Here is a 20574-nt window from a genome sequence, read left to right as displayed (position 1 = left end):
TTATGAATTAAAATAAAAAATTAAAGAATTCCGATTGCAAAATTAAGCATAAACAATGGTCATTCATAATAACAGTTTCTACTATAATTCAAGCTCTTAAAATATAATATTCATAAAATTCATATCTAAAAACCATGTATTCAAATATTATTTGCAGTGTTTTTTAGTTTTTATAGATTAATTATTTGATAACATTAGAATTCATTGCATTTAATTCAAAATTAAGTATCTTTAAAAAAAGTGAAGCTGATGACGAACAAACAATTATTTTCTTCATACCAATTACTTCCAAACACTTGGGATGAAATGTACAGCGAAACATCCAACATTCGCTCTCAATACGAAATCATAAACAATTACTTAAGAAACACCTCTACCAAAGTATTATACAAAAAGGAAGAATTATCTAGGCAATTATTTATGAGTCAGGGTGTCACTTTTACAGTTTATAATGACAATGAAGGTGTCGAGAAGATTTTTCCTTTTGATATTGTTCCAAGAATTATAACAGCTTCCGAATGGGAACACATCGATATAGGGATTAAGCAACGTTTAAAAGCGTTAAACTTATTTATTAAGGATATTTACCACGATCAGTTTATCATTAAAGATGGCATTATCCCTGCGGAACTCATTTATTCCTGCCCATATTTTCTTCGCGAAATGAAAGGTGTAAAAGTGCCACATGATATTTATGTGCATATTGCTGGTGTCGATTTAATACGAAACAGCGATGGTGAATTTTACGTGCTCGAAGATAATTTACGAACCCCTTCGGGTGTGAGTTACATGCTTGAAAATAGAGAAATCTCAAAACGTATTTTTCCTGGCATATTGCCTAAAAATGGTATCAGACCAGTATCAGACTATCCTAATTTATTATACAAGAAGCTTAAAGCACTGTCGAATCATAGCGACCCAAACATTGTGCTTTTAACACCAGGAATTTACAATTCAGCATATTATGAACACACCACTTTGGCGAGACTTATGGGTATTGAACTTGTAGAAGGTAGTGATTTAGTTGTTCAAGATCACGTGGTGTACATGAAGACCACAAGCGGCCTAAAACGCGTGGATGTGATTTACCGACGCGTTGATGATGATTTCCTAGACCCTTTAGAATTTAACGCCTCTAGCGCGTTGGGTGTCGCTGGGATTATGGCTGCCTATAGAAAGGGCAATGTTAATATTGTAAATGCGCCAGGAACCGGAATTGCAGACGATAAAGCCATTTATATTTATGTGCCAGACATGATTCGTTACTATTTAAATGAAGAACCTATTTTAAAGAGCATAAAAACATATCAGTTAGCCAATTCTGAAGACTATGCTTATGTTGTAGAAAACATAAAAAAAATGGTGTTAAAAAAAACTGATGGTAGTGGCGGTTACGGCATGCTTATGGGGCACGAAGCATCAGATGAAGAAATCGCAGATTACATCGATACCGTTAATAAAAAACCTGAAAATTTCATTGCGCAACCCATATTAAGCTTATCCACAGCACCCTGCTGTATTAATGGCGTATTATCTCCTAGGTGCATTGATTTAAGACCATTTGCATTAACAGGCCCAGATGGCATAGATATTACCCCGGGTGGTTTAACTAGAGTTGCCTTAAAAGAAGGCTCGTTGGTTGTAAACAGTTCGCAGGGTGGTGGCAGCAAGGACACCTGGGTTATTCAATAATTAAAACATAAAATATGCTTAGCAGAGTAGCAAATAATTTAATTTGGTTAGAACGGTACATGGAGCGTGGTAATGGCATATTGAGTTTACTTAAGGTAAATTTTTATGCCAATCAAGACTCGCCCGAGCTTTTTCCGTGGACACCAATTATTAAAAACTACACCGATTACAACAACACATTTTACACTGAAAATACTGTAGAATGTTTAGATTTCATGATATTCAATAGAGATAATGCCAATTCGATTTTAAACATTGTTACAAGAGCAAGAGAAAATGCCAGAAGTGTTCAAGAGCATATATCTAGAGAGCTATGGATTTGTGTTAACAATTATTATCTATTTTTAACCAAAAAAGGTTTACGTAAAAAACTTAAAAACGAAGACCCTATTGAGTTTCTAGACAACCTTAGAAACTACCATTTGATGTTTTACGGTATTATGGATATCACGCAAGAACGTGGTGCTCCCTATTATTTCCTGAATTTAGGAAAGTTTCTAGAACGTATGATTTTAGTTTCAGATTTCACAGAACTTAAACTTACTGAAATAGCAAAAACAACAGATAAATTAGAGCAAAGTTTTTATTGGAAAAACCTGCTACTATCTATGGGAGGCTATCAGTTATATTTAAAAAAATATAAATCAGCTTTTAAGGAGGACCATATTATTTCCATGGTATTTCAAGAAAAACTATTTCCAAGGTCATTGTATTACTGTGTGAACAAATTAAACCTTAGTGTAGGTAAACTTATTGAAGGCGGTCAGCTTGACAAAAATTACATTGAATTTTCTTTAGGAAAACTTGAAAGCACCATTAAATACACAACCATAGAAAGCATTAACAAACAAGGTCTCGAGCATTTTATAAACGAAATTAAACAGGATATTCATGACATATCAAAGAGTATAAACAAGATTTATTTTTCAGAAATAACCTAAACAATTATGCCAACATTTTATATAAAACACATTACAGAATACAACTATAGTGATTCAGTTTATGATGCCGCTAGTCAAATGATGCTTCATCCCATTCAAGATGAGTATCAAAATATTCCATCGCATACCCTAAGTATTACAAATAACCCTACCATTGAGACCCGCAAGGATTTCTATGGCAATACCGTTGGCACGTTCATGATTATTGAACCACACAATCAATTATCTATCATCTCTGAAGTTGAAGCCGTAACTTTTGAAAAAGCACTTCCTGAGGATCAAGCACCGTTGGAACAACAATGGGATACTTACAAGCAGTTAAAATATAGTCCACTGTTTATGGATTTTTTAAACCATAAACCTTTTGACGGCACTCATGAAATTTCTAATCTTATAGATTCCCATGATTTACGTCGCTTGACGCCGTTTAAAGCCACTATGGCGCTTTGTGATTATGTGTTTAACAACTTTAAATACATTCAAGGCATAACGAATGTGGATTCAAATCTCAATGACATATGGACTTTAAAAGCGGGTGTTTGCCAAGACTTCACCATTTTACTCATTCAATTGGTTAGAATGCTAGACATTCCTGCACGCTATGTTAGTGGTTATATCTGTCCTAATGATGATAACTCTAGAGGTGAAGGTGCTACACATGCTTGGGTAGAAGTTTACATTCCATTTTATGGTTGGCTAGGACTCGACCCTACAAATAATATTATAGCTAACCAATACCATGTACGACTTGCTGTTGGCAGAAATTTTAAAGATTGTACACCTGTAAAAGGCGTTTACTCAGGTCAATCTGAAGAAGACCTATTTGTAAAAGTTGAAATTAATACCACGAAAAGCATTGGTAACAACAAGTCTTACCCTTCTAATGAAGGCGAACACGTTACACACCGCAATAGCTATAGGCAAAGTCTTCAAAACATACCAAACCAGCAACAACAGCAATAAACCTTTAACGTTTATGGTTTTCTAAAGGAATATTTATTATTTAAACAAAGCTACTTTTTTTAAAATTTTAAGATCATCTTCCACGTTAATAGAGGCTACTGCCCTAGTAAATGCATATTTAGAATGTTTTTTTGAAGCCGATTTAATCTCGGAATGATTTATAGTATCTAATGACGAGAATACCTTTTGCATACGCAACATCACTTCTATAAATCCAGAACCATCCCTAGAAATAGGTTTAAAAGCATCATCAAAGAAATCGTTCATCTCTATTTCAGGAACTTCTACACGGTCGTAAACCACTTTATTTTCTAATTTTTCCTCATTTCTATCATTCCACAGAAAAAAGAGTCGTTCATGGCTACCAATAATCTGAATGGCTGTTCCAGGGTCATTAATGCCAGGTGATAAAGCCCTACTGGCAATTTCCGTTAAGGTAATTAATCCGAACCTTGGATCCTCATCAAACAACCTTGTATGCCCAATTTCAATAGCTTCGTTTATCTTTTTAGATACTTCAGAAATATCTATTTTACTATTTGAACTCACAAAGGCGATTTCTAAATTTTCATTTACAAATTTACCTGGTAAACAATTTAATCGAACTCTTAAATCGAACGTTTCTGCCAATTCCTGCAAACGCTCCATGTTTATGTTTTGAAGATATCCCGTAGAATGGGCAAACACAGGTTTTCCATTTTTAAAGTCATCAATTATGGGTACCCCTTTTCGTAGCGGATTTTTAATATAATTTGATAACGATTCTATAGCAACTTCTTCAACTTGTAAAATGGTGTGTTCTAATCTTCCTAATCGTGAAATACGATCTACCCATCTTAAAAAAACGAGAATTACTGCTGTAAAAAACACTAAAGTGATGATAAAGAGTATAAACTTTCCAGCCTTATTATAATAACCATTTTCTAAGGCTACTGTAGCCACAATACTAAATATAAATGCTCCTATAAAAGTTGAAAGTGCATATTGAGAAACATCATCGGTAATAACAATTCTAAATGATCTTGGCGTTGCGGTTCTACCTGCAGCCGAATAAGCTGAAAGCATGGATCCTACAGCAAATATGGCGATCACCAACATGCTCGCCGACAAAATATCTAAAAGATCTTCTATAGATGCTGTTTGTATTTCTGGAACCAAATCATTTAGAGGCGTTTCATCCGCTTGATGTGCAAATAAAGCCGCAGCTACCGACAACAAACAAAACAGTAATGGCCTGAACCATAAATGCTCTCGAATTCTACGGATAAAAATAATAAGTTTGTTTTTCATAGTTTTTGGAACACAATTAGATACGAAAATTTACAAAACACCAATTATGAATTTACGCAATTTATTGATACGACAAGATTCTATCGCTACTTCTTCCTGTCGATCACGTAGTTGACCATAAGTTCTAGCGAAGATTTAAATTCGGAACTTGGGTAAGTATTTAACAGCTGAAGCGCCTCATTTTGAAACTGCTTCATTTTTTCAACAGCATAGTCTAGACCCCCGTTTTCCTTCACAAAAGCAATCACTTCTTTAACACGTTTCGTGTCTTTATTATGATTTTTAATGGAGTTGATTAACCATTTTTTATCTGCTTTAGAAGCATGGTTGAGCACATAAATTAAAGGCAAGGTCATTTTTTGCTCTTTGATATCAATACCGGTAGGCTTTCCTATTTTGGCACTCCCGTAATCAAATAAATCATCTTTTATTTGGAAGGCCATACCAATAAGTTCCCCAAATTTACGCATGGTTTCAACATGAGTTGAATCTGGCTTTACGGAAGCGGCTCCCAAACTACAACATGCTGCAATTAGGGTTGCTGTTTTCTGACGAATAATTTCGTAGTAAACAGCTTCAGTAATATCAAGTTTACGTGCTTTTTCAATTTGAAGCAATTCACCTTCACTCATTTCGCGAACAGCAATCGATATGATTTTCAGTAAATCAAAATCGTTATTATCAATAGATAAAAGGAGCCCTTTTGAAAGCAGGAAATCACCAATTAAAACAGCAATTTTATTTTTCCAAAGCGCATTTACAGAGAAAAAGCCGCGACGACGGTTGCTATCATCCACCACATCGTCATGCACTAAAGTAGCGGTGTGAATGAGTTCGATAACTGAAGCCCCACGATAAGTACGTTCGCTTACTTCCCCATTGGACACCATTTTAGCCACTAAAAACACAAACATTGGGCGCATTTGCTTCCCTTTTCTATTTACAATGTAGGTGGTAATTCGGTTAAGCAAAGCGACTTTACTAGACATTGACAACAGAAACTTTTGTTCGAAAAGTTCCATTTCAAAGGCTATAGGTTGTTTAATTTGCTCTACTATTTTCAAACGCTGGAATTATGAGTATTCAAATATAAGTGATAGAAAATAATTTTTTACGTTTTATTCGCTAATTGTCCGCATGCCGCATCAATATCTTTTCCGCGACTGCGACGCACATTCACCACAATTCTATTTTTTTCTAAAGTTGAAATATAATTTTCTAAGGCCTCATTGGTAGCTTGTTGAAATTCTCCATCATCAATAGGGTTATATTCAATGATATTGACTTTACATGGCACGTATTTACAAAACTTAACAAAGGCATCAATATCTTTTTGGCTGTCATTAATACCGTTCCAAACGACATATTCATAACTTATTTTACGTTTGGTTTTTAAGTACCAATACTCTAAAGCTTCTCGTAAATCTTCTAAAGGAAAGGTTTCATTGAAAGGCATAATAGATGTACGCACTTCGTCAATAGCCGAGTGTAATGACACGGCTAAATTGAATTTCACCTCATCATCGGCCATCTTTCTAATCATCTTTGGCACTCCAGAAGTTGAAACCGTGATACGCTTTGGGGACATGCCAAGACCTTCTTCAGAGGTAATTTTATCAATGGCTTTAATTACATTGTTATAGTTCATGAGTGGTTCTCCCATACCCATAAAAACAATATTACTTAAAGGTCGGTTATGATACAATCTACTTTCATTGTCAATAGCAACCACCTGATCGTAAATTTCATCTGGATTGAGGTTCCGCATGCGTTTTAAACGCGCTGTTGCACAAAATTTACAATCTAAACTACAGCCCACCTGACTGGAAACACAAGCCGTAGTACGCGTAGCTGTTGGGATTAAAACGGATTCTACGATTAATCCATCATGTAATCGTACTGCATTTTTTACGGTACCATCGTTACTGCGTTGCATGGTGTCCACTTCAATGTGGTTGATAACGAAATTTGCTTCAAGCATATCACGTGTTGCTTTTGAAATATTCGTCATATCGTCAAAAGTATGTGCTGCTTTTTGCCACAACCACTCGTAAACTTGATTGCCACGAAAGGCTTTATCACCTCCCTTTACAAAGAAATCTCGAAGTTGTTCTTTAGTTAATGCGCGTATGTCTTTTTTTCCTGTTGCCATAAGAGTTGCAAAAATAGTGAAAGCAAATTAGAATACAGATTTGAAATGAATACATTCATCGTGTACAAAAAAAAGAGCCCCTAAAAAAGAGGCTCTTATTATATTTTAACGTTTTTCCAAATTAGATGATTAACATCGCATCACCATAACTATAGAATTTATAACCTTCTTTTACAGCTTCGTCGTAAGCACGTTTCATAAAATCGTGACCAGCAAATGCAGAAACCATCATTAATAATGTTGATTTTGGCGTATGAAAGTTTGTAATCATACTGTTAGCGATGCTAAATTCATATGGAGGAAAGATAAATTTATTGGTCCACCCTTCAATTTCATTTAAGCGACCACTTGAAGACACCGCACTTTCAATAGCACGCATAGCGGTTGTACCTACAGCACAAACACGACGTTTTTCTTCAATTCCTTTATTAACGATACCTACCGCTTTTTCATCAATTTTAAGTTCTTCGCTATCCATTTTGTGTTTCGATAAATCTTCAACCTCAACTGGATTAAAAGTCCCTAAACCAACGTGTAAAGTCACTTCAGCAAAATTAACACCTTTAATTTCTAAACGTTTTAATAAGTGTTTTGAAAAGTGAAGACCAGCAGTTGGTGCTGCTACAGCGCCTTCATTTTTAGCGAAAATCGTTTGGTAACGCTCTTCATCTTCTGGTTGCACATCTCTTTTAATATATTTAGGAAGTGGTGTTTCTCCTAGTTCATTTAATTTTAAACGGAACTCTCTGTAAGACCCATCATATAAGAAACGCAAAGTACGTCCTCTTGATGTGGTGTTATCAATAACCTCAGCAACTAAGGTATCATCATCACCAAAATAAAGCTTGTTACCAATTCTTATTTTACGTGCCGGATCTACCAAAACATCCCAAAGGCGTTGCTCTTCATTTAATTCTCTTAATAAGAAAACCTCAATTCTCGCTCCAGTTTTTTCTTTATTACCATATAAACGCGCTGGAAAAACTTTAGTGTTATTCAGAATTAAAACATCATCCTCTTTAAAATAGTCGATTAAATCTTTAAACATTTTATGTTCAATAGTTTGCTCTTTTCTATTTAAAACCATTAAACGAGATTCATCTCTATTTTCAGCAGGAAATTCTGCTAATAATTCATCAGGTAATTCGAAACCGAAGTTTGATAATTTCATAGGTGTTGTTTATTATTTTTATGAGAAAGCTGCAAATATACAATCTGAGAATAGGCCTTGTCAAGTAAATACGTGATTATTATTTAGTTATTTGAAACCCTATAGCCTCAAGGTCTTCCCAAAACGTTGGGTATGACTTTGAAACCACCATCGCATCTTCAATAATAATTGGCACTTTTAAAGCCATTGGTGCAAATGCCATAGCCATTCTATGGTCGTTATACGTTGCAATAGGCACTAAACTATTAAAATCTTTTGATGCCTTTAAATGTAAAGATTCATCAGTAATTCTTACCTCTCCACCTAATTTTTCAATTTCAGTTTTTAAGGCTACCAATCTATCGGTTTCCTTAATTTTTAAAGTATGTAATCCTGTTAAATAGCATGGCATTCCTAGGGCAAAACAAGACACTGCGATCGTTTGCGCGATATCTGGTGCATTTCTTAAATCTAAATGCAAACGTTCTTCACCTACTCTTTCCTTTTTTATCGTTAAAGCGTTTCCATTAAAAGTAGCAAAAACACCAAAGTTTTTATAAATTTCAATTAAAGCTGAATCGCCTTGTAATGAATTTTCTTTATAAGATGATATTGTAACTTCTGTACCAATATCGCTTAAAGCAACGATACTGAAGTAATAAGAGGCCGAAGACCAATCGGATTCTACCGTTAAGGTTTTGGGAGTTAATTTTTCTGTATTTGGTTTTACCGTGATCACGTTACCTTCAAATGATGATTTAACACCAATTTCATCTAATAAAGCTAAAGTCATTTTAATATAAGGTACTGAAGTAATTTCACCTTCTAAAGTTAACTCTATACCGTTTTCAAGTTTTGAAGCAATTAACAACAAAGCTGAAATATATTGACTACTTACATTGGCCTTTAAAGACACCTTATTGTTCAAGAGCTTTTTACCCTTGATCTTTATAGGAGGAAAACCTTTGTTTTCAACATAACTAATTTTAGCTCCTAAGTCTTTTAAAGCACTTACCAATATTTTAATTGGACGCTCCTTCATACGCTTCGATCCCGTAATTACGGTTTCACGACCTTCTTGAATGGAGAAATATGCCGTTAAAAAACGCATAGCGGTTCCTGCGTGATGAATATCAACGACAGTTTCAGATGAACTTAAAGCATCTGTCATTAAGTTACTATCATCTGAATTTGAAACATTTTCCAGTTTAAATTCTGGATATAAAGCTTGAAGCAATAACAATCGATTTGATTCACTTTTAGAACCAGTAATTTGAACAGATGATTGTTTTGCTATTTTAGATTTTTGAAGTGTAAAGTGCATATTCGAGAAAATTTCTTTTTTAAAGAAGCGGTAAATTTACTTTAATTTTTCGTTATTATGATGCCTATCATGGTCTCGTTTTGCTTTCTTGTCCATTCTTTTATCGAATGCTCCTTGCAAATCTACTCCTGTTTGATTGGCTAGACACAGCACTACGAATAAAACATCGGCTAATTCTTCGCCTAAATCTTTACCCTTGTCACTTTCCTTTTCACTCTGTTCGCCATAGCGTCTAGCAATAATACGCGCCACCTCTCCTACCTCTTCGGTAAGTTGCGCCATATTTGTAAGTTCATTAAAGTAACGAACACCGTGCTCGTTAATCCATTCATCTACTATTAATTGTGCGTTTTTTATGTCCATTATATTTTTTATAAGCATATAAAATTACTAAAACTATAATACATGGGAGTCCAATATAAACAAATTCACTATAAAGCACTTTCAATCCCCATTCTGAAAAAAAGCGATCTACTCCAATTGGTGATACTTTTATAGGTCGGAACGGAAAAAAATAGCGTGAATTATCAAAAGGAATAAAGAACCCAACCCCTTTTCCGCCAGATGTCATAGCGTCTAAAACCCCGTGAGAAAGTGTAGAACATAAAACAACAAAAAACCAAATGATTTTATTTTTCCTTCCTAAAGTTAACATGAGAAACAGTGCCCAAAAAAAGGCAAATGAAATAGAATGCGTAAGTCCGCGATGCCCTAAAGCATGCTCATAAGGAATTCCTAAACGGAAAGCGACAACATCAAAATCAGGCAAAACAGTTGAAAATATAGCTGCAAAAAGCAACCATTTTAGATCCTTCTGATCTACTAATTTTGTTAATGCATATCCCACAACACCATGACCAAATATAGATGCCATTATTCTCGGTTTTTAGAATCTATGATAATGGTTACTGGTCCGTCGTTTAGTAGTTCGACTTTCATGTCGGCGCCAAACTGACCGGTTTGCACAGGTTTCCCTAAATCTTGTTGAAGTTGTTTTACGAAGTCATTGTACAATGGAATAGCCACATCTGGCTTTGCTGCTTTTATATAACTTGGACGGTTTCCTTTTTTTGTACCTGCATGTAAAGTAAACTGACTTACCACAATAACATCGCCATTTAAAGCTTTAAGCGAATTATTCATAACACCATGATCATCTTCAAAAACACGAAGATTCACTATTTTATTGGTTAGCCATTTGATGTCTTCAGAAGTGTCTTCAGCAACAATCCCTAAAAGGATTAGAAGTCCCTGATTGATACTTGCAACTTTCTCTCCTTCAATCGTTACACTCGCCTTAGAAACACGTTGAATAACTATTTTCATTCCTTATCCCAAATATCTGTTCTGTAATGCTCGTCTTCACCTTCAATAATTTGTAAATAACTACGATAACGTGAATACTCTATTTCATCGTTATCTAGTGCTTTTTTTACGGCACAATGCGGTTCTTTAACGTGAAGGCAGTTATTAAACTTACAGTCTTGTTTTAGCTTGAATATTTCAGGGAAGTAATCACCAACTTCTTCCTTTTCCATATCAACAACACCAAAACCTTTAATTCCCGGCGTATCTATAATTTTAGCTCCAAAATCTAAGTCGAACATTTCAGCAAAAGTCGTTGTATGTTGTCCTTGCATGTGCTGAGAGGAAATGGCTTTTGTTTTAATATTTAATGTTGGTTCTATAGCATTTACAAGTGTCGATTTACCTACACCAGAATGCCCAGAAAACATGCTTACCTTATCCTTCATAAGCGCCTTAACCTTATCGATATTCTTGCCTGTTATCGCTGAAACACCAATACATTCATATCCTATTTTTCGATAGATATGCGCTAGGTATCTTACCTCATCCAGTGTTTCTTGGTCGTATACATCTATTTTATTGAAAAGTAAAACGGTTTTTATAGAATAAGCTTCTGCAGTTACCAAAAAACGATCTATAAAACTACTAAGGGTAGGCGGATTATTGATGGTTATCATTAAAAAAACCTGATCTAAATTAGCCGCAATGATATGCGTTTGCTTAGATAGATTTACAGATTTTCGAACGATATAATTACTTCGGTCATGAATATTATGAATAACTCCAGACTCTTGATTGTTATCTGTTTCTAATTCAAAATCGACAAGATCACCAACTGCAATGGGGTTGGTACTTTTTATACCTTTTAAGCGGAATTTCCCTTTTATACGACACTCATAGGTATGTCCTAAGTCATTTTTTACCGTGTACCAGCTGCCTGTAGATTTGTATACTTGTCCTGTCATTTATAAACTCTAATACTGCAAATTAACAACTTTTAAGCTTAAGAGTGCACAATAATCTTTTCTTATCGCTGTTCAAAAAAAAACCTCGAAACAGGGTTTCGAGGTTTTACTATAAATTTTGACTTTATTATAAAGTCTTTTTATTCATAAAATCTAGGTTTCTCATTTGGGTTATATTCAGCACCCATTAAGTTTCCGTAACGGTGGTAGTTATGCGAATAACTTTGCTCAATTAAATAATTAAGCAATTCTATTCGTCCGCTATTTCTTGGTTCATCTTTATATACATGAATGGCATTTTGATGACATCTAATTAAGAAGTGATCGGATAAAACACCCAAAGTTCTAACACAGGTAAAATCTTTAGGATGATGTTTCAATGCATTACCACAAGTATCCTTTATTAATGGAATATTTAAAAATTCTGCGATGTATTCAATTTTATCAATATGCTTTTGAGGTGTGTGTACATCATAAAATAATAAAATTTCCTTGTAGGTATTGTAACTGCAAATATTAGATTGACCACGTAGGTTTACATAATCTATTTTTTTACTAAACAAGGCGTCGTACCATTTTTGATAATCGGCTTTCCAGTCTGTAACTTTAGAGTTAATATTTGTAAACTGAAGCACATAATTGATACCACCGGCTTTCATACCAAAACCAAAGCAAGAGGCTTTAATACCTCCAAAGGGTTGCCTTTGCACAATGGCTCCCGTAGTAGATCTGTTAACATATTTATTACCAGCTTCTATATGCGTGTTCCAATAATTGATTTCGTTATCATCTAAAGATTCTAAACCAGCTGTTAAACCATAATCAACATTATTAGCAATATTTACGGCATCTTCTAAATCTTTAGCTTTCACTACAGAAAGTATTGGTCCGAATAATTCATTTTGATACGGATAATCTTCGGTAGTCACATCCCAAACAATCCCAGGAGTTAACATGTGATTCCCGTTTAATTTAGGCTTCACTAACCATTGGTCATCCGGTGTATTACGAATAACATGTTTTAATTTCTCTGATAACTGTACGGCTAGCGGACCAATTTCAGTAGAATAATCCCAAGGATTACCAAAAGTTTTACTTTTTGCAGCATCTTTCAATAACGCTCTAAACTCTTTATCGTTAAACACATCTTCAGTTAAAATCAATAAAGACGTTGCAGAACATTTTTGCCCAGCATTACCAAATGCAGACTGTACAATGTTGACAGCAGCCTGTTCTTTATCAGCTAAACTGGTTACTATCGTACTATTTTTTCCGCCTGTTTCTGCGTATAAGTTTAACTGCGGATTTCTTTCTAATAAGAAGTGTGCTGTATCTGTTCCTCCCGTTAAAATAACAGCATCGAAAATATTCCCAGTACTTAAAAAATCATCAAGAATAGCTTCTTCACAAGGCAAAAAGTACAAGGCATCTTTAGGAATTCCTGCTTCCCATAAACATTTACAAACTAAATACGAGCACGCTGAAGCATTAGTAGAAGGTTTTAAAATCACCTTTTTACCTGCGGCTAAAGACGCTAAAGCACCACCAATAGGAATAGCAATAGGGAAATTCCATGGCGATAATACTAAATTTACACCCACATCGTCACTTGTAAACTCTTTAGCAATATCTAAAGCACTTTCAGCATAAAAGTTAGCAAAATCAATGGCTTCAGAAACCTCAACATCAACTTCTTTTACGGTTTTACCAAGTTCTGCTACGGCAACACCTATTAAATCTGCTCTACTTTTTTCAATTTCTACAGCAGCCTTTTTCAATAATTCTGCTCTTTTTTCTACCGAGTAGTCTTGCCATTCACTAGGATTATCAATCGCTTTTTGGTAATCTTCTTTTAAAGACATTTCGTAATCCCATGGCGGGGTACCAGACCAGTTATTTACTTTTACAGTGTATCTTTCAATATCATCTAAATCGCCAACAACAGGAATTGTTTTTCCGATAATATTTTCTGGCGTTTCCCAATCGGTTCTAATTTTTTGAGCCCATTCAATGTTCTGCGGTAAGTTCCAATCTGTGTTTGGTACATTATGGAAACCTTCCATAATTTGAGGCACTTCTGTATTTCTATCCTGTTTTCTATTAGGCGTGGTATCTAAATTTTGCATCAAAGAAAGTGAATACAAAAATTCATCTTTTAATTCATGCCATTTCTCAGACCCTACTTCTAAGTCGTAACCTTCCTTTAAAAAGTTTCCAGGCTGCGTACCTTCATCTAGTCTTCTTACTAGATAAGCGATGGCCGCATTGTATTGGTTTTCTTTTACAGTTGGGGTATATAATAATAAATGTACTTTTTCAGCTAATAAATTATCAACGGTTTGATTGGCCATACCTTCTAGCATTTCAAAATCAACACAGTCTTCTAATTCGTTTTCTTTTACCAAATTTAAGGCATAAGAAATATCAAAAATATTATGCGAAGCTACGCCAACATTCACCACTCTAGCCGAATCTGAAGTAAGCATTTCTGATAATATTTTCTTGTAATTTGCATCGGTTTCAGGCTTTGTGCTATACGTTGCTAATGGCCAATCTTCTATTGAGGATTCTGTCATTTCCATTTCCATATTGGCACCTTTCACCAATCTCACTTTCACACATGACCCGCCATTATTTACTCTTTTTTGCGCCCAAGCATATAACTTTCGGTAATAGTGAATCATTTCAGGGATATAAGCCTGTAGCACAATTCCCGCTCTAATATTTTTATAGGCTGGTAAGGATAAGGTTTTAATAAACACATCGAAAGTGATTTCTAAATCCTTATACTCTTCCATATCGAGGTTAACAAACTTCTGAACGCCAGTTTCCTTTTCAATCCTTAAGATTTCATCATAGAACATAGCCAACCTGATGGAAAGTTTTTCAACAGTGTCTTCGTGCGCTAAGGATGAAATTTGAGAAAAGATGGTAGAAATCTTAATTGAGATGTAATTCACATCTTTTCTGTTAAGCAAGGCTAAATAGCCTAAAATTCTTTTCTGAGCCTCGTCTTCACCAATTAAAGCTTCACCAATAAGGTTTACGTTTAAGGTGATCTTCTGTTCTTTTCGTTTTTGCGCGTGCTTTTTAAACTTTTTACTATTGATAAAAAACACCACATCACTTGAAGTCGCCTGAATTTTTTTAAGCATGATAGACACACTTAATGAAGGCACTACTTTTCCAACTACGGTAAACGACTTTAACAAGGCATTTTCAACTGGCGTAAACAAGGATTCGTAATTCTTTTTTGTATTTAACAAATAAATTACGTGACCCGCCACTTTTTTATAGTTTTTAGACCTAAAAGCAACATCCATCATCTGGATTAAAAAGTGTTTGCTTTCAGGTTCGTCTATAATAGTTTTAAGTCGATCTGCAAAAGGATTTTTCTTAGCAGAACCTTGATTTGACTGCAGTTTCTCTGCGAGCTTCAATGTGTTTTCAGTCGTTCTATCCATATAGTTTATCAATTTAAAAATGGGCTGTAAGGCCAATTGTGATGATGGTTATTAGAATAAGGGTGTTAGAATCTTCTATTAAAATTCTTAGATTTTATAAAGTAAATATTCTACATGACAAACCTAAGTACTTAGGCCGCAAATAAAGAACTTTTATGATTAAGATATTAACCCTAAAAAAATATTAACAAAAATTTAAATTTTTTAGTTAATATGAAATATAAAGACAGGTTTTTTATGAATTTTTAAAACAAAACAACCCGAAACAACACTAATTAATAACATATCTTTAAAAACAACTTTAACAGAAAAGTGACTAGCATTTATATATAGAATAGGTTATGAAATTCAATTTAAGTATTTAAACATAGAAAACAATCAAAAGAAAACTTGATCAAGCAAAATACTGGTATACTGACCTTTGAAAAAGGTTAAAACTTTTTCCCCAGCCCAAAACTTAGCCCCCAAGAGCTATACTCCTCTTTAAAATCATAATTTAGAGCAGGCAACAACAACCAAGAATTTCCAATGTCAATTTTATATTCTACAGCAAGGCGCATAACAAACAAGTTTTTATGATCTTCAAATTCAATCGCTGGACCGGCCATAATTGACCATTTTTCAGAAAGTTCATAACCTGCTACAGCACCAATTAAAAACGCTTTATTCCGCTCTAAATCGCCTCTATTAAATTCCACTAAATAATCGGCAAGCTCTAAATCTAATATTGCTCCTAATACCCATTTTTCATTTAGTTTTCTAAAATAATCGATACCTATGGTTGGCACAAAAACAGGATCTTCCATCTTCCCGTTTTCAAAAGCACTTGGAATATGCGTGTAACCAATAACAAAGTTTATTTGATTTTTCTCTTCACTTACTTCAAATTCGCTGTTTTCCTGTGCGGAAAGCTTTACTAAAAAAAAGAAAAAAACAATTAAGAGAAGTAAAACGTTTTTCATAATACATGGTTTAAGATAAAAATAGCTCAACTAATTTAATCATAAAACTTAGAAATAATAAGCCTAATTAAAAAAAACATAAACTTTGGGCATAAAAAAGCCTTCCAAATTGGAAGGCCTTTTAAATAGTATTATCATCAATTGATTATGATTGAAGAATTTTTTCTTGGTGATTAATTGATTCTTGGTGAATTGCTTTGAACATTTTTAAAATGAATTCTTCACTTAAACCATATTGTTCTCCTTCAATAACCATTTTTCCTAAAATCTCATTCCAACGTTTCGATTGAAGAACTGCAACGTTCTTATCTTTTTTCAACTGACCAATACCATCGGCAGCTTTCATACGTTTTCCTAATAATTCTATAATTTGATTATCAACAACGTCAATTTGAGCTCTTAAGTTCTCTAAAGCATTTGTGTAATCTGCTTCAGCATTTGTTTCTTTTCTAATTTTCAAATCTCTCATAATTTGAACTAAAGTAGAAGGTGTCACTTGCTGTGCAGCATCACTCCATGCATTTTCTGGATCGTAATGTGTTTCAATCATTAATCCGTCAAAGTTTAAATCTAAAGCTGACTGAGACACATCAAAAATCATATCTCTTTTTCCTGTAATGTGCGACGGATCGTTAATTAAAGGAATGTCTGGGTATTTATTTTGAAACTCAATAGCCAATTGCCATTCTGGGTTGTTTCTATATTTCGTTTTTTCGTAAGTTGAAAAACCTCTATGAATCGCTCCAATATTTTTCACTCCAGCCGCGTAGATTCTTTCGATACCACCTAACCATAAGGCTAAATCTGGATTTACTGGATTCTTAATTAATACAGGCTTATCTGTTCCTTCTAAAGCATCTGCAATTTCTTGCATGATAAAAGGACTTACTGTAGAACGCGCGCCAATCCATAATAAATCAACATCATGTTCTAAAGCTAATTTTACGTGCGCTGCATTTGCAACTTCCGTACAGATTTTCATCCCTGTTTCTGCTTTCACTTTCTGTAACCATTTTAAGCCCAATGCACCAACACCTTCAAACATTCCCGGACGTGTTCTTGGTTTCCAGATTCCTGCTCTAAAATAAGTAACATCGGTATCTTTTAACTCATGCGCAATTTTTAAAACTTGCTCTTCCGTTTCAGCACTACAAGGTCCTGCAATTACTAGTGGATGATCTAAATTTAAATCATCTAACCACTTTCTCATTTCTTTGTTGTTTTCCATAATTTTAGCTTAACTAATTCCTTTTAAAATTTCTTTGATATGATTTGTACTTTCCATCTCACTAAAAATAGCATCGAAATCATCCTTTTGCATGAATTCTTTAAATTTAGTAAGGTTGTTAATATATTCTTCTAATGTTTCAATAACATTGGTTTTATTCTGCTTAAAAATTGGCGTCCACATTTCTGGCGAACTTTTTGCCAAACGCACAGTAGATGCAAATCCACTGCCCGCCATATCGAAAATATCACGTTCGTTACGTTCTTTTTCAATAACCGTCTTACCTAACATAAACGAGCTAATGTGCGATAAGTGCGACACATAAGCTATATGTTTATCGTGTGCTTCAGGGTTCATATAACGAATACGCATCCCGATATCTGTGAACAACTTCAAAGCTTTCTCTTGAAGTTTAAACGTTGTTTTTTCAACCTCGCAAACAATATTTGTTTTCCCTACAAACAAACCAGCTAATGCTGCTGTTGGCCCAGAGTGCTCTGTACCTGCAATGGGGTGCATGGCAAGAAAATTTCTTCGTCTTGGGTGATCTTCTACGGCCTTACAAATATCTACTTTAGTTGAACCCGCATCTACAACCAATGTCGTATCAGATATTTTATCTAAAATTGTAGGGAGTAATTTTACGGTAGCATCAACAGGAATAGAAATAATAACCAAATCGGCATTTTCAAGATCGTCTAAAGTTGCTTTTTTGTCAATTATATTAAGCTCAAGTGCTTTATTAAGCGTGCCATCTTTTCTACTAATACCATGAATAACCGCCTCTGGATTATTCTTTTTAATATCTATAGCAAGACTTCCCCCTATTAAACCAACACCTATTGCATATATATTTTTCATACTTATTTTACTCTTGCTATGGTTTCTTTAATGGCAACACTTGTTGCACATAATGAAAACCTAATATATCCTTCACCTTGAGTTCCGAAAACGGTTCCAGGTGTGATGAAAATATTTTTTTCAATTAAAATTTTATCTATAAAAGCTTCCGATTTTACACCTTCTGGCAATTTAGCCCAAATGAATAATCCTGAAGCATTTTCATCGTAAGTACAGTTTAAGGCATCTGCTAATTGCCACACCAATTTACGACGTACCTCATATACTTTATTCAGTTCTGAATACCATTCGTCTGAACATTTTAAAGCTTCAATGGCTCCTTTTTGTATGCCGAAAAACATACCAGAATCCATATTACTTTTTACTTTTAAAATATTATTAATGTGTTCTGCCGATCCCATAACCATACCAACACGCCAACCAGACATATTGAAGGTTTTACTTAAAGAGTTAAGCTCTAAACACACCTCTTTAGCACCTTCAACTTCTAATAAACTTTTAGGCGCATCGTTTAATATGAAACTATACGGGTTATCGTTTACAACTAAAATATTATGACGTTTTGCAAAAGCTACTAAATCTTCAAATACGGTTTCCGATGGTTTTGCTCCCGTTGGCATGTGCGGGTAGTTTACCCACATCAGCTTCACTTTGCTCAAGTCTAACTTTTCTAAAGCTTCAAAATCTGGCATCCAATTGTTTTCAGCATCCAAATTATACAGCACACCTTTAGCACCTACTAAATTAGTAACCGATTGATAGGTTGGATACCCAGGATTCGGGATTAAAACTTCATCACCTTCATTTAAGTAAGCCATAGAAATGTGCATGATGCCTTCCTTGCTTCCCATTAAAGGAAGAATTTCGTTTGCCGGATCTAAAGTTACGCTAAACTGTGTTTTATAAAAATGAGCCATGGCTTCACGAAGCTCTGGTAAACCTTGATAACTTTGATATTTATGCGCGTTCGGACTTTTAAAACTTTCAGAAATCGCTTCCACAACTTCTGCCGGAGGTGCCATATCTGGACTTCCAATTCCTAAACTGATAATTGGTTTACCGCTCGCAATGAGCGCACCTACTTCTCTTAATTTCTTAGAAAAGTAGTATTCTTCAACCGTCTGTAACCGATTTGCTACTTCAATCATAACTTCGCATTTTTATATTCTCCTAACACTTTAAAAGCATCACCCATAATTTCTATAAGTGCTTTTGCTTTCTTGAAATCTTCGTAACTATCAAAAGTAACATCTACGAAAAAAGCATATTTCCAAGGTGTTTCAATAATTGGTAACGATTGAATTTTTGTTAAACTCAATCGGCAATCACTCATAACATTTAGGATTGCCGCGAGACTTCCGCGTTTATGGTTGGCTTCAAATTTTACTGAAGCTTTATTTATTTCACTTTCTGGAACTGCCGAATTCTTACGCTTCACGATAACGAAACGGGTTTCGTTATTTTTTATCGTTTGAATACTTTCTGCCAGAATATCTAATTCAAAAATTTGAGCCGCTGCAACACTTGCTATAGCACCAATACCTTTAAGTTGATTCTCTTGAATACGCTGTGCCACTTCGGCCGTATCTTTATCTTCAACTAACTTTATATGAGGGTAAGCTCTAAAAAATTGTTTACACTGCAATAAAGCCATAGGATGTGAATACACTTCCTTGATATCTACAATACTTTGCCCTTTAAGCGCCATTAAATTATGTTGAATATCTAAATAATGCTCTCCAACAATATGCAACTCATTTTTATCAATTAGCGCGTAATTAGGAATTATAGACCCCGCAATGGAATTCTCTAAAGCCATAACTCCAGCATCACTTTCTTTCGTGATTAAAGAATCAACAACCCTATCGAATGTCATACACTCAATAGAATCTACCGGATTATCAAAAAATTGCTGGGTAACAATATGATGAAAAGATCCTCTTACGCCTTGTATGGCAACTGTTTTAATCAATTTTTCAGTTTTTATTAATTTCTAAAACTTTAGCACTTTGTTCTGTAATCCTTTAGACAAAAAAAAGTCTCGATTTTCATCGAGACTCATATCATTAATTTATGTTTATAAATTATACATACAACGCCTCGTTTCTTTTGCTAAAAAAGAAATAGTTGTTAAAAAATGTATAATATACTGTTGTTGTCATAATTACGGCGCTAAAGTAATTATTATTTCGAGAAATCAAAACACAATAAAATATTTTTTACAGTTTAATTAAAAGTTTTAAAGATTTTACAGTAAAACTTCCTTTACATTAT

Annotated in this window: 18 protein-coding genes; 3 read left to right on the top strand and 15 right to left on the bottom strand. The window is 34.4% G+C overall.

The genetic code is table 11. The features are described 5' to 3' along the window. The first annotated feature begins 249 nt into the window (after nt 1–249). The 3 genes from Q4566_RS11105 to Q4566_RS11095 are packed head-to-tail and all read left to right on the top strand — an operon-like array spanning nt 250 to nt 3596. On the top strand, nt 250–1692 hold the full coding sequence (locus Q4566_RS11105; RefSeq protein WP_303421139.1) for a circularly permuted type 2 ATP-grasp protein: 1443 nt from the start codon (nt 250–252) through the stop codon (nt 1690–1692). A gap of 14 nt (nt 1693–1706) precedes the next feature. Further along, a complete protein-coding gene (locus Q4566_RS11100; protein WP_303421137.1) occupies nt 1707–2633 on the top strand; it encodes an alpha-E domain-containing protein in 927 nt (308 codons plus the stop codon). A 6-nt stretch (nt 2634–2639) separates the two neighbouring features. Then, nucleotides 2640–3596, top strand: coding sequence for a transglutaminase family protein (locus Q4566_RS11095; RefSeq protein ID WP_303421136.1), 957 nt, complete (start codon nt 2640–2642; stop codon nt 3594–3596). Nucleotides 3597–3632: 36 nt separating this feature from the next. Here the strand turns inward: Q4566_RS11095 and Q4566_RS11090 are convergent, their stop codons facing one another. The 15 genes from Q4566_RS11090 to Q4566_RS11020 form a co-directional block, all read right to left on the bottom strand. Beyond that, a complete protein-coding gene (locus Q4566_RS11090; protein WP_303421134.1) occupies nt 3633–4886 on the bottom strand; it encodes a DUF2254 domain-containing protein in 1254 nt (417 codons plus the stop codon). A gap of 86 nt (nt 4887–4972) precedes the next feature. After that, nucleotides 4973–5950 (bottom strand): polyprenyl synthetase family protein, encoded by a 978-nt coding sequence (locus tag Q4566_RS11085; RefSeq protein WP_303421132.1) that lies wholly within the window; start codon nt 5948–5950, stop codon nt 4973–4975. Between the two features lie 47 nt (nt 5951–5997). Continuing rightward, on the bottom strand, nt 5998–7038 hold the full coding sequence (gene rlmN, locus Q4566_RS11080; RefSeq protein ID WP_303421130.1) for a 23S rRNA (adenine(2503)-C(2))-methyltransferase RlmN: 1041 nt from the start codon (nt 7036–7038) through the stop codon (nt 5998–6000). A gap of 121 nt (nt 7039–7159) precedes the next feature. Continuing rightward, nucleotides 7160–8209, bottom strand: a complete 1050-nt coding sequence (gene queA / locus Q4566_RS11075; RefSeq protein ID WP_216065949.1) for a tRNA preQ1(34) S-adenosylmethionine ribosyltransferase-isomerase QueA — start codon at nt 8207–8209, stop codon at nt 7160–7162. Between the two features lie 79 nt (nt 8210–8288). Continuing rightward, nucleotides 8289–9512: a 3-phosphoshikimate 1-carboxyvinyltransferase gene (locus tag Q4566_RS11070; protein ID WP_303421125.1), complete on the bottom strand. Its 1224-nt coding sequence runs from the start codon at nt 9510–9512 to the stop codon at nt 8289–8291. A 36-nt stretch (nt 9513–9548) separates the two neighbouring features. Continuing rightward, nucleotides 9549–9875 (bottom strand): nucleotide pyrophosphohydrolase, encoded by a 327-nt coding sequence (locus tag Q4566_RS11065; protein WP_303421123.1) that lies wholly within the window; start codon nt 9873–9875, stop codon nt 9549–9551. Then, complete coding sequence (locus Q4566_RS11060; protein WP_303421121.1) at nt 9841–10386, bottom strand: metal-dependent hydrolase; 546 nt, start codon at nt 10384–10386, stop codon at nt 9841–9843. The genes Q4566_RS11065 and Q4566_RS11060 overlap by 35 nt, the downstream gene beginning before the upstream one ends. Then, entirely contained in the window at nt 10386–10838 is a 453-nt protein-coding gene (gene dtd, locus Q4566_RS11055; protein WP_303421119.1) for a D-aminoacyl-tRNA deacylase, read from the bottom strand. Before dtd ends, Q4566_RS11060 begins: the two co-directional genes overlap by 1 nt. After that, a complete protein-coding gene (rsgA, locus tag Q4566_RS11050) occupies nt 10835–11785 on the bottom strand; it encodes a ribosome small subunit-dependent GTPase A (protein ID WP_303421118.1) in 951 nt (316 codons plus the stop codon). The genes dtd and rsgA overlap by 4 nt, the downstream gene beginning before the upstream one ends. A gap of 140 nt (nt 11786–11925) precedes the next feature. Continuing rightward, nucleotides 11926–15249 carry a bifunctional proline dehydrogenase/L-glutamate gamma-semialdehyde dehydrogenase gene (locus Q4566_RS11045; RefSeq protein ID WP_303421116.1) on the bottom strand — a complete coding sequence of 1108 codons (3324 nt, stop codon included), beginning with the start codon at nt 15247–15249 and terminating at the stop codon, nt 11926–11928. A 431-nt stretch (nt 15250–15680) separates the two neighbouring features. Beyond that, complete coding sequence (locus Q4566_RS11040; protein WP_303421114.1) at nt 15681–16211, bottom strand: hypothetical protein; 531 nt, start codon at nt 16209–16211, stop codon at nt 15681–15683. A gap of 145 nt (nt 16212–16356) precedes the next feature. Further along, complete coding sequence (locus Q4566_RS11035) at nt 16357–17439, bottom strand: bifunctional 3-deoxy-7-phosphoheptulonate synthase/chorismate mutase type II (protein ID WP_303421112.1); 1083 nt, start codon at nt 17437–17439, stop codon at nt 16357–16359. A 9-nt stretch (nt 17440–17448) separates the two neighbouring features. Then, nucleotides 17449–18300, bottom strand: a complete 852-nt coding sequence (locus Q4566_RS11030; RefSeq protein ID WP_303421110.1) for a prephenate dehydrogenase — start codon at nt 18298–18300, stop codon at nt 17449–17451. Nucleotides 18301–18302: 2 nt separating this feature from the next. Continuing rightward, on the bottom strand, nt 18303–19448 hold the full coding sequence (locus Q4566_RS11025) for a pyridoxal phosphate-dependent aminotransferase (protein ID WP_303421108.1): 1146 nt from the start codon (nt 19446–19448) through the stop codon (nt 18303–18305). Continuing rightward, nucleotides 19445–20272, bottom strand: coding sequence for a prephenate dehydratase (locus Q4566_RS11020; RefSeq protein ID WP_303421106.1), 828 nt, complete (start codon nt 20270–20272; stop codon nt 19445–19447). The genes Q4566_RS11025 and Q4566_RS11020 overlap by 4 nt, the downstream gene beginning before the upstream one ends. Nucleotides 20273–20574 lie beyond the last annotated feature (302 nt).

This window comes from Tamlana sp. 2_MG-2023, from assembly GCF_030548465.1.
GTDB lineage: Bacteria > Bacteroidota > Bacteroidia > Flavobacteriales > Flavobacteriaceae > Pseudotamlana.
The sequence above is the reverse complement of the archived record's forward strand: the minus strand, read 5'-3'. Positions and strand labels throughout refer to the sequence as shown.

What these genes read in the sequence shown, in the direction of transcription:
- Q4566_RS11095 (WP_303421136.1), top strand. Translation starts at nt 2,640, where the DNA reads ATGCCAACATTTTATATAAAACACATTACAGAATACAACTATAGTGAT.
- Q4566_RS11070 (WP_303421125.1), bottom strand. Translation starts at nt 9,512, where the DNA reads ATGCACTTTACACTTCAAAAATCTAAAATAGCAAAACAATCATCTGTT.
- Q4566_RS11065 (WP_303421123.1), bottom strand. Translation starts at nt 9,875, where the DNA reads ATGGACATAAAAAACGCACAATTAATAGTAGATGAATGGATTAACGAG.
- dtd (WP_303421119.1), bottom strand. Translation starts at nt 10,838, where the DNA reads ATGAAAATAGTTATTCAACGTGTTTCTAAGGCGAGTGTAACGATTGAA.
- Q4566_RS11045 (WP_303421116.1), bottom strand. Translation starts at nt 15,249, where the DNA reads ATGGATAGAACGACTGAAAACACATTGAAGCTCGCAGAGAAACTGCAG.
- rlmN (WP_303421130.1), bottom strand. Translation starts at nt 7,038, where the DNA reads ATGGCAACAGGAAAAAAAGACATACGCGCATTAACTAAAGAACAACTT.
- Q4566_RS11100 (WP_303421137.1), top strand. Translation starts at nt 1,707, where the DNA reads ATGCTTAGCAGAGTAGCAAATAATTTAATTTGGTTAGAACGGTACATG.
- Q4566_RS11060 (WP_303421121.1), bottom strand. Translation starts at nt 10,386, where the DNA reads ATGGCATCTATATTTGGTCATGGTGTTGTGGGATATGCATTAACAAAA.
- Q4566_RS11105 (WP_303421139.1), top strand. Translation starts at nt 250, where the DNA reads ATGACGAACAAACAATTATTTTCTTCATACCAATTACTTCCAAACACT.
- Q4566_RS11035 (WP_303421112.1), bottom strand. Translation starts at nt 17,439, where the DNA reads ATGGAAAACAACAAAGAAATGAGAAAGTGGTTAGATGATTTAAATTTA.
- Q4566_RS11090 (WP_303421134.1), bottom strand. Translation starts at nt 4,886, where the DNA reads ATGAAAAACAAACTTATTATTTTTATCCGTAGAATTCGAGAGCATTTA.
- Q4566_RS11025 (WP_303421108.1), bottom strand. Translation starts at nt 19,448, where the DNA reads ATGATTGAAGTAGCAAATCGGTTACAGACGGTTGAAGAATACTACTTT.
- queA (WP_216065949.1), bottom strand. Translation starts at nt 8,209, where the DNA reads ATGAAATTATCAAACTTCGGTTTCGAATTACCTGATGAATTATTAGCA.
- Q4566_RS11030 (WP_303421110.1), bottom strand. Translation starts at nt 18,300, where the DNA reads ATGAAAAATATATATGCAATAGGTGTTGGTTTAATAGGGGGAAGTCTT.
- Q4566_RS11040 (WP_303421114.1), bottom strand. Translation starts at nt 16,211, where the DNA reads ATGAAAAACGTTTTACTTCTCTTAATTGTTTTTTTCTTTTTTTTAGTA.
- rsgA (WP_303421118.1), bottom strand. Translation starts at nt 11,785, where the DNA reads ATGACAGGACAAGTATACAAATCTACAGGCAGCTGGTACACGGTAAAA.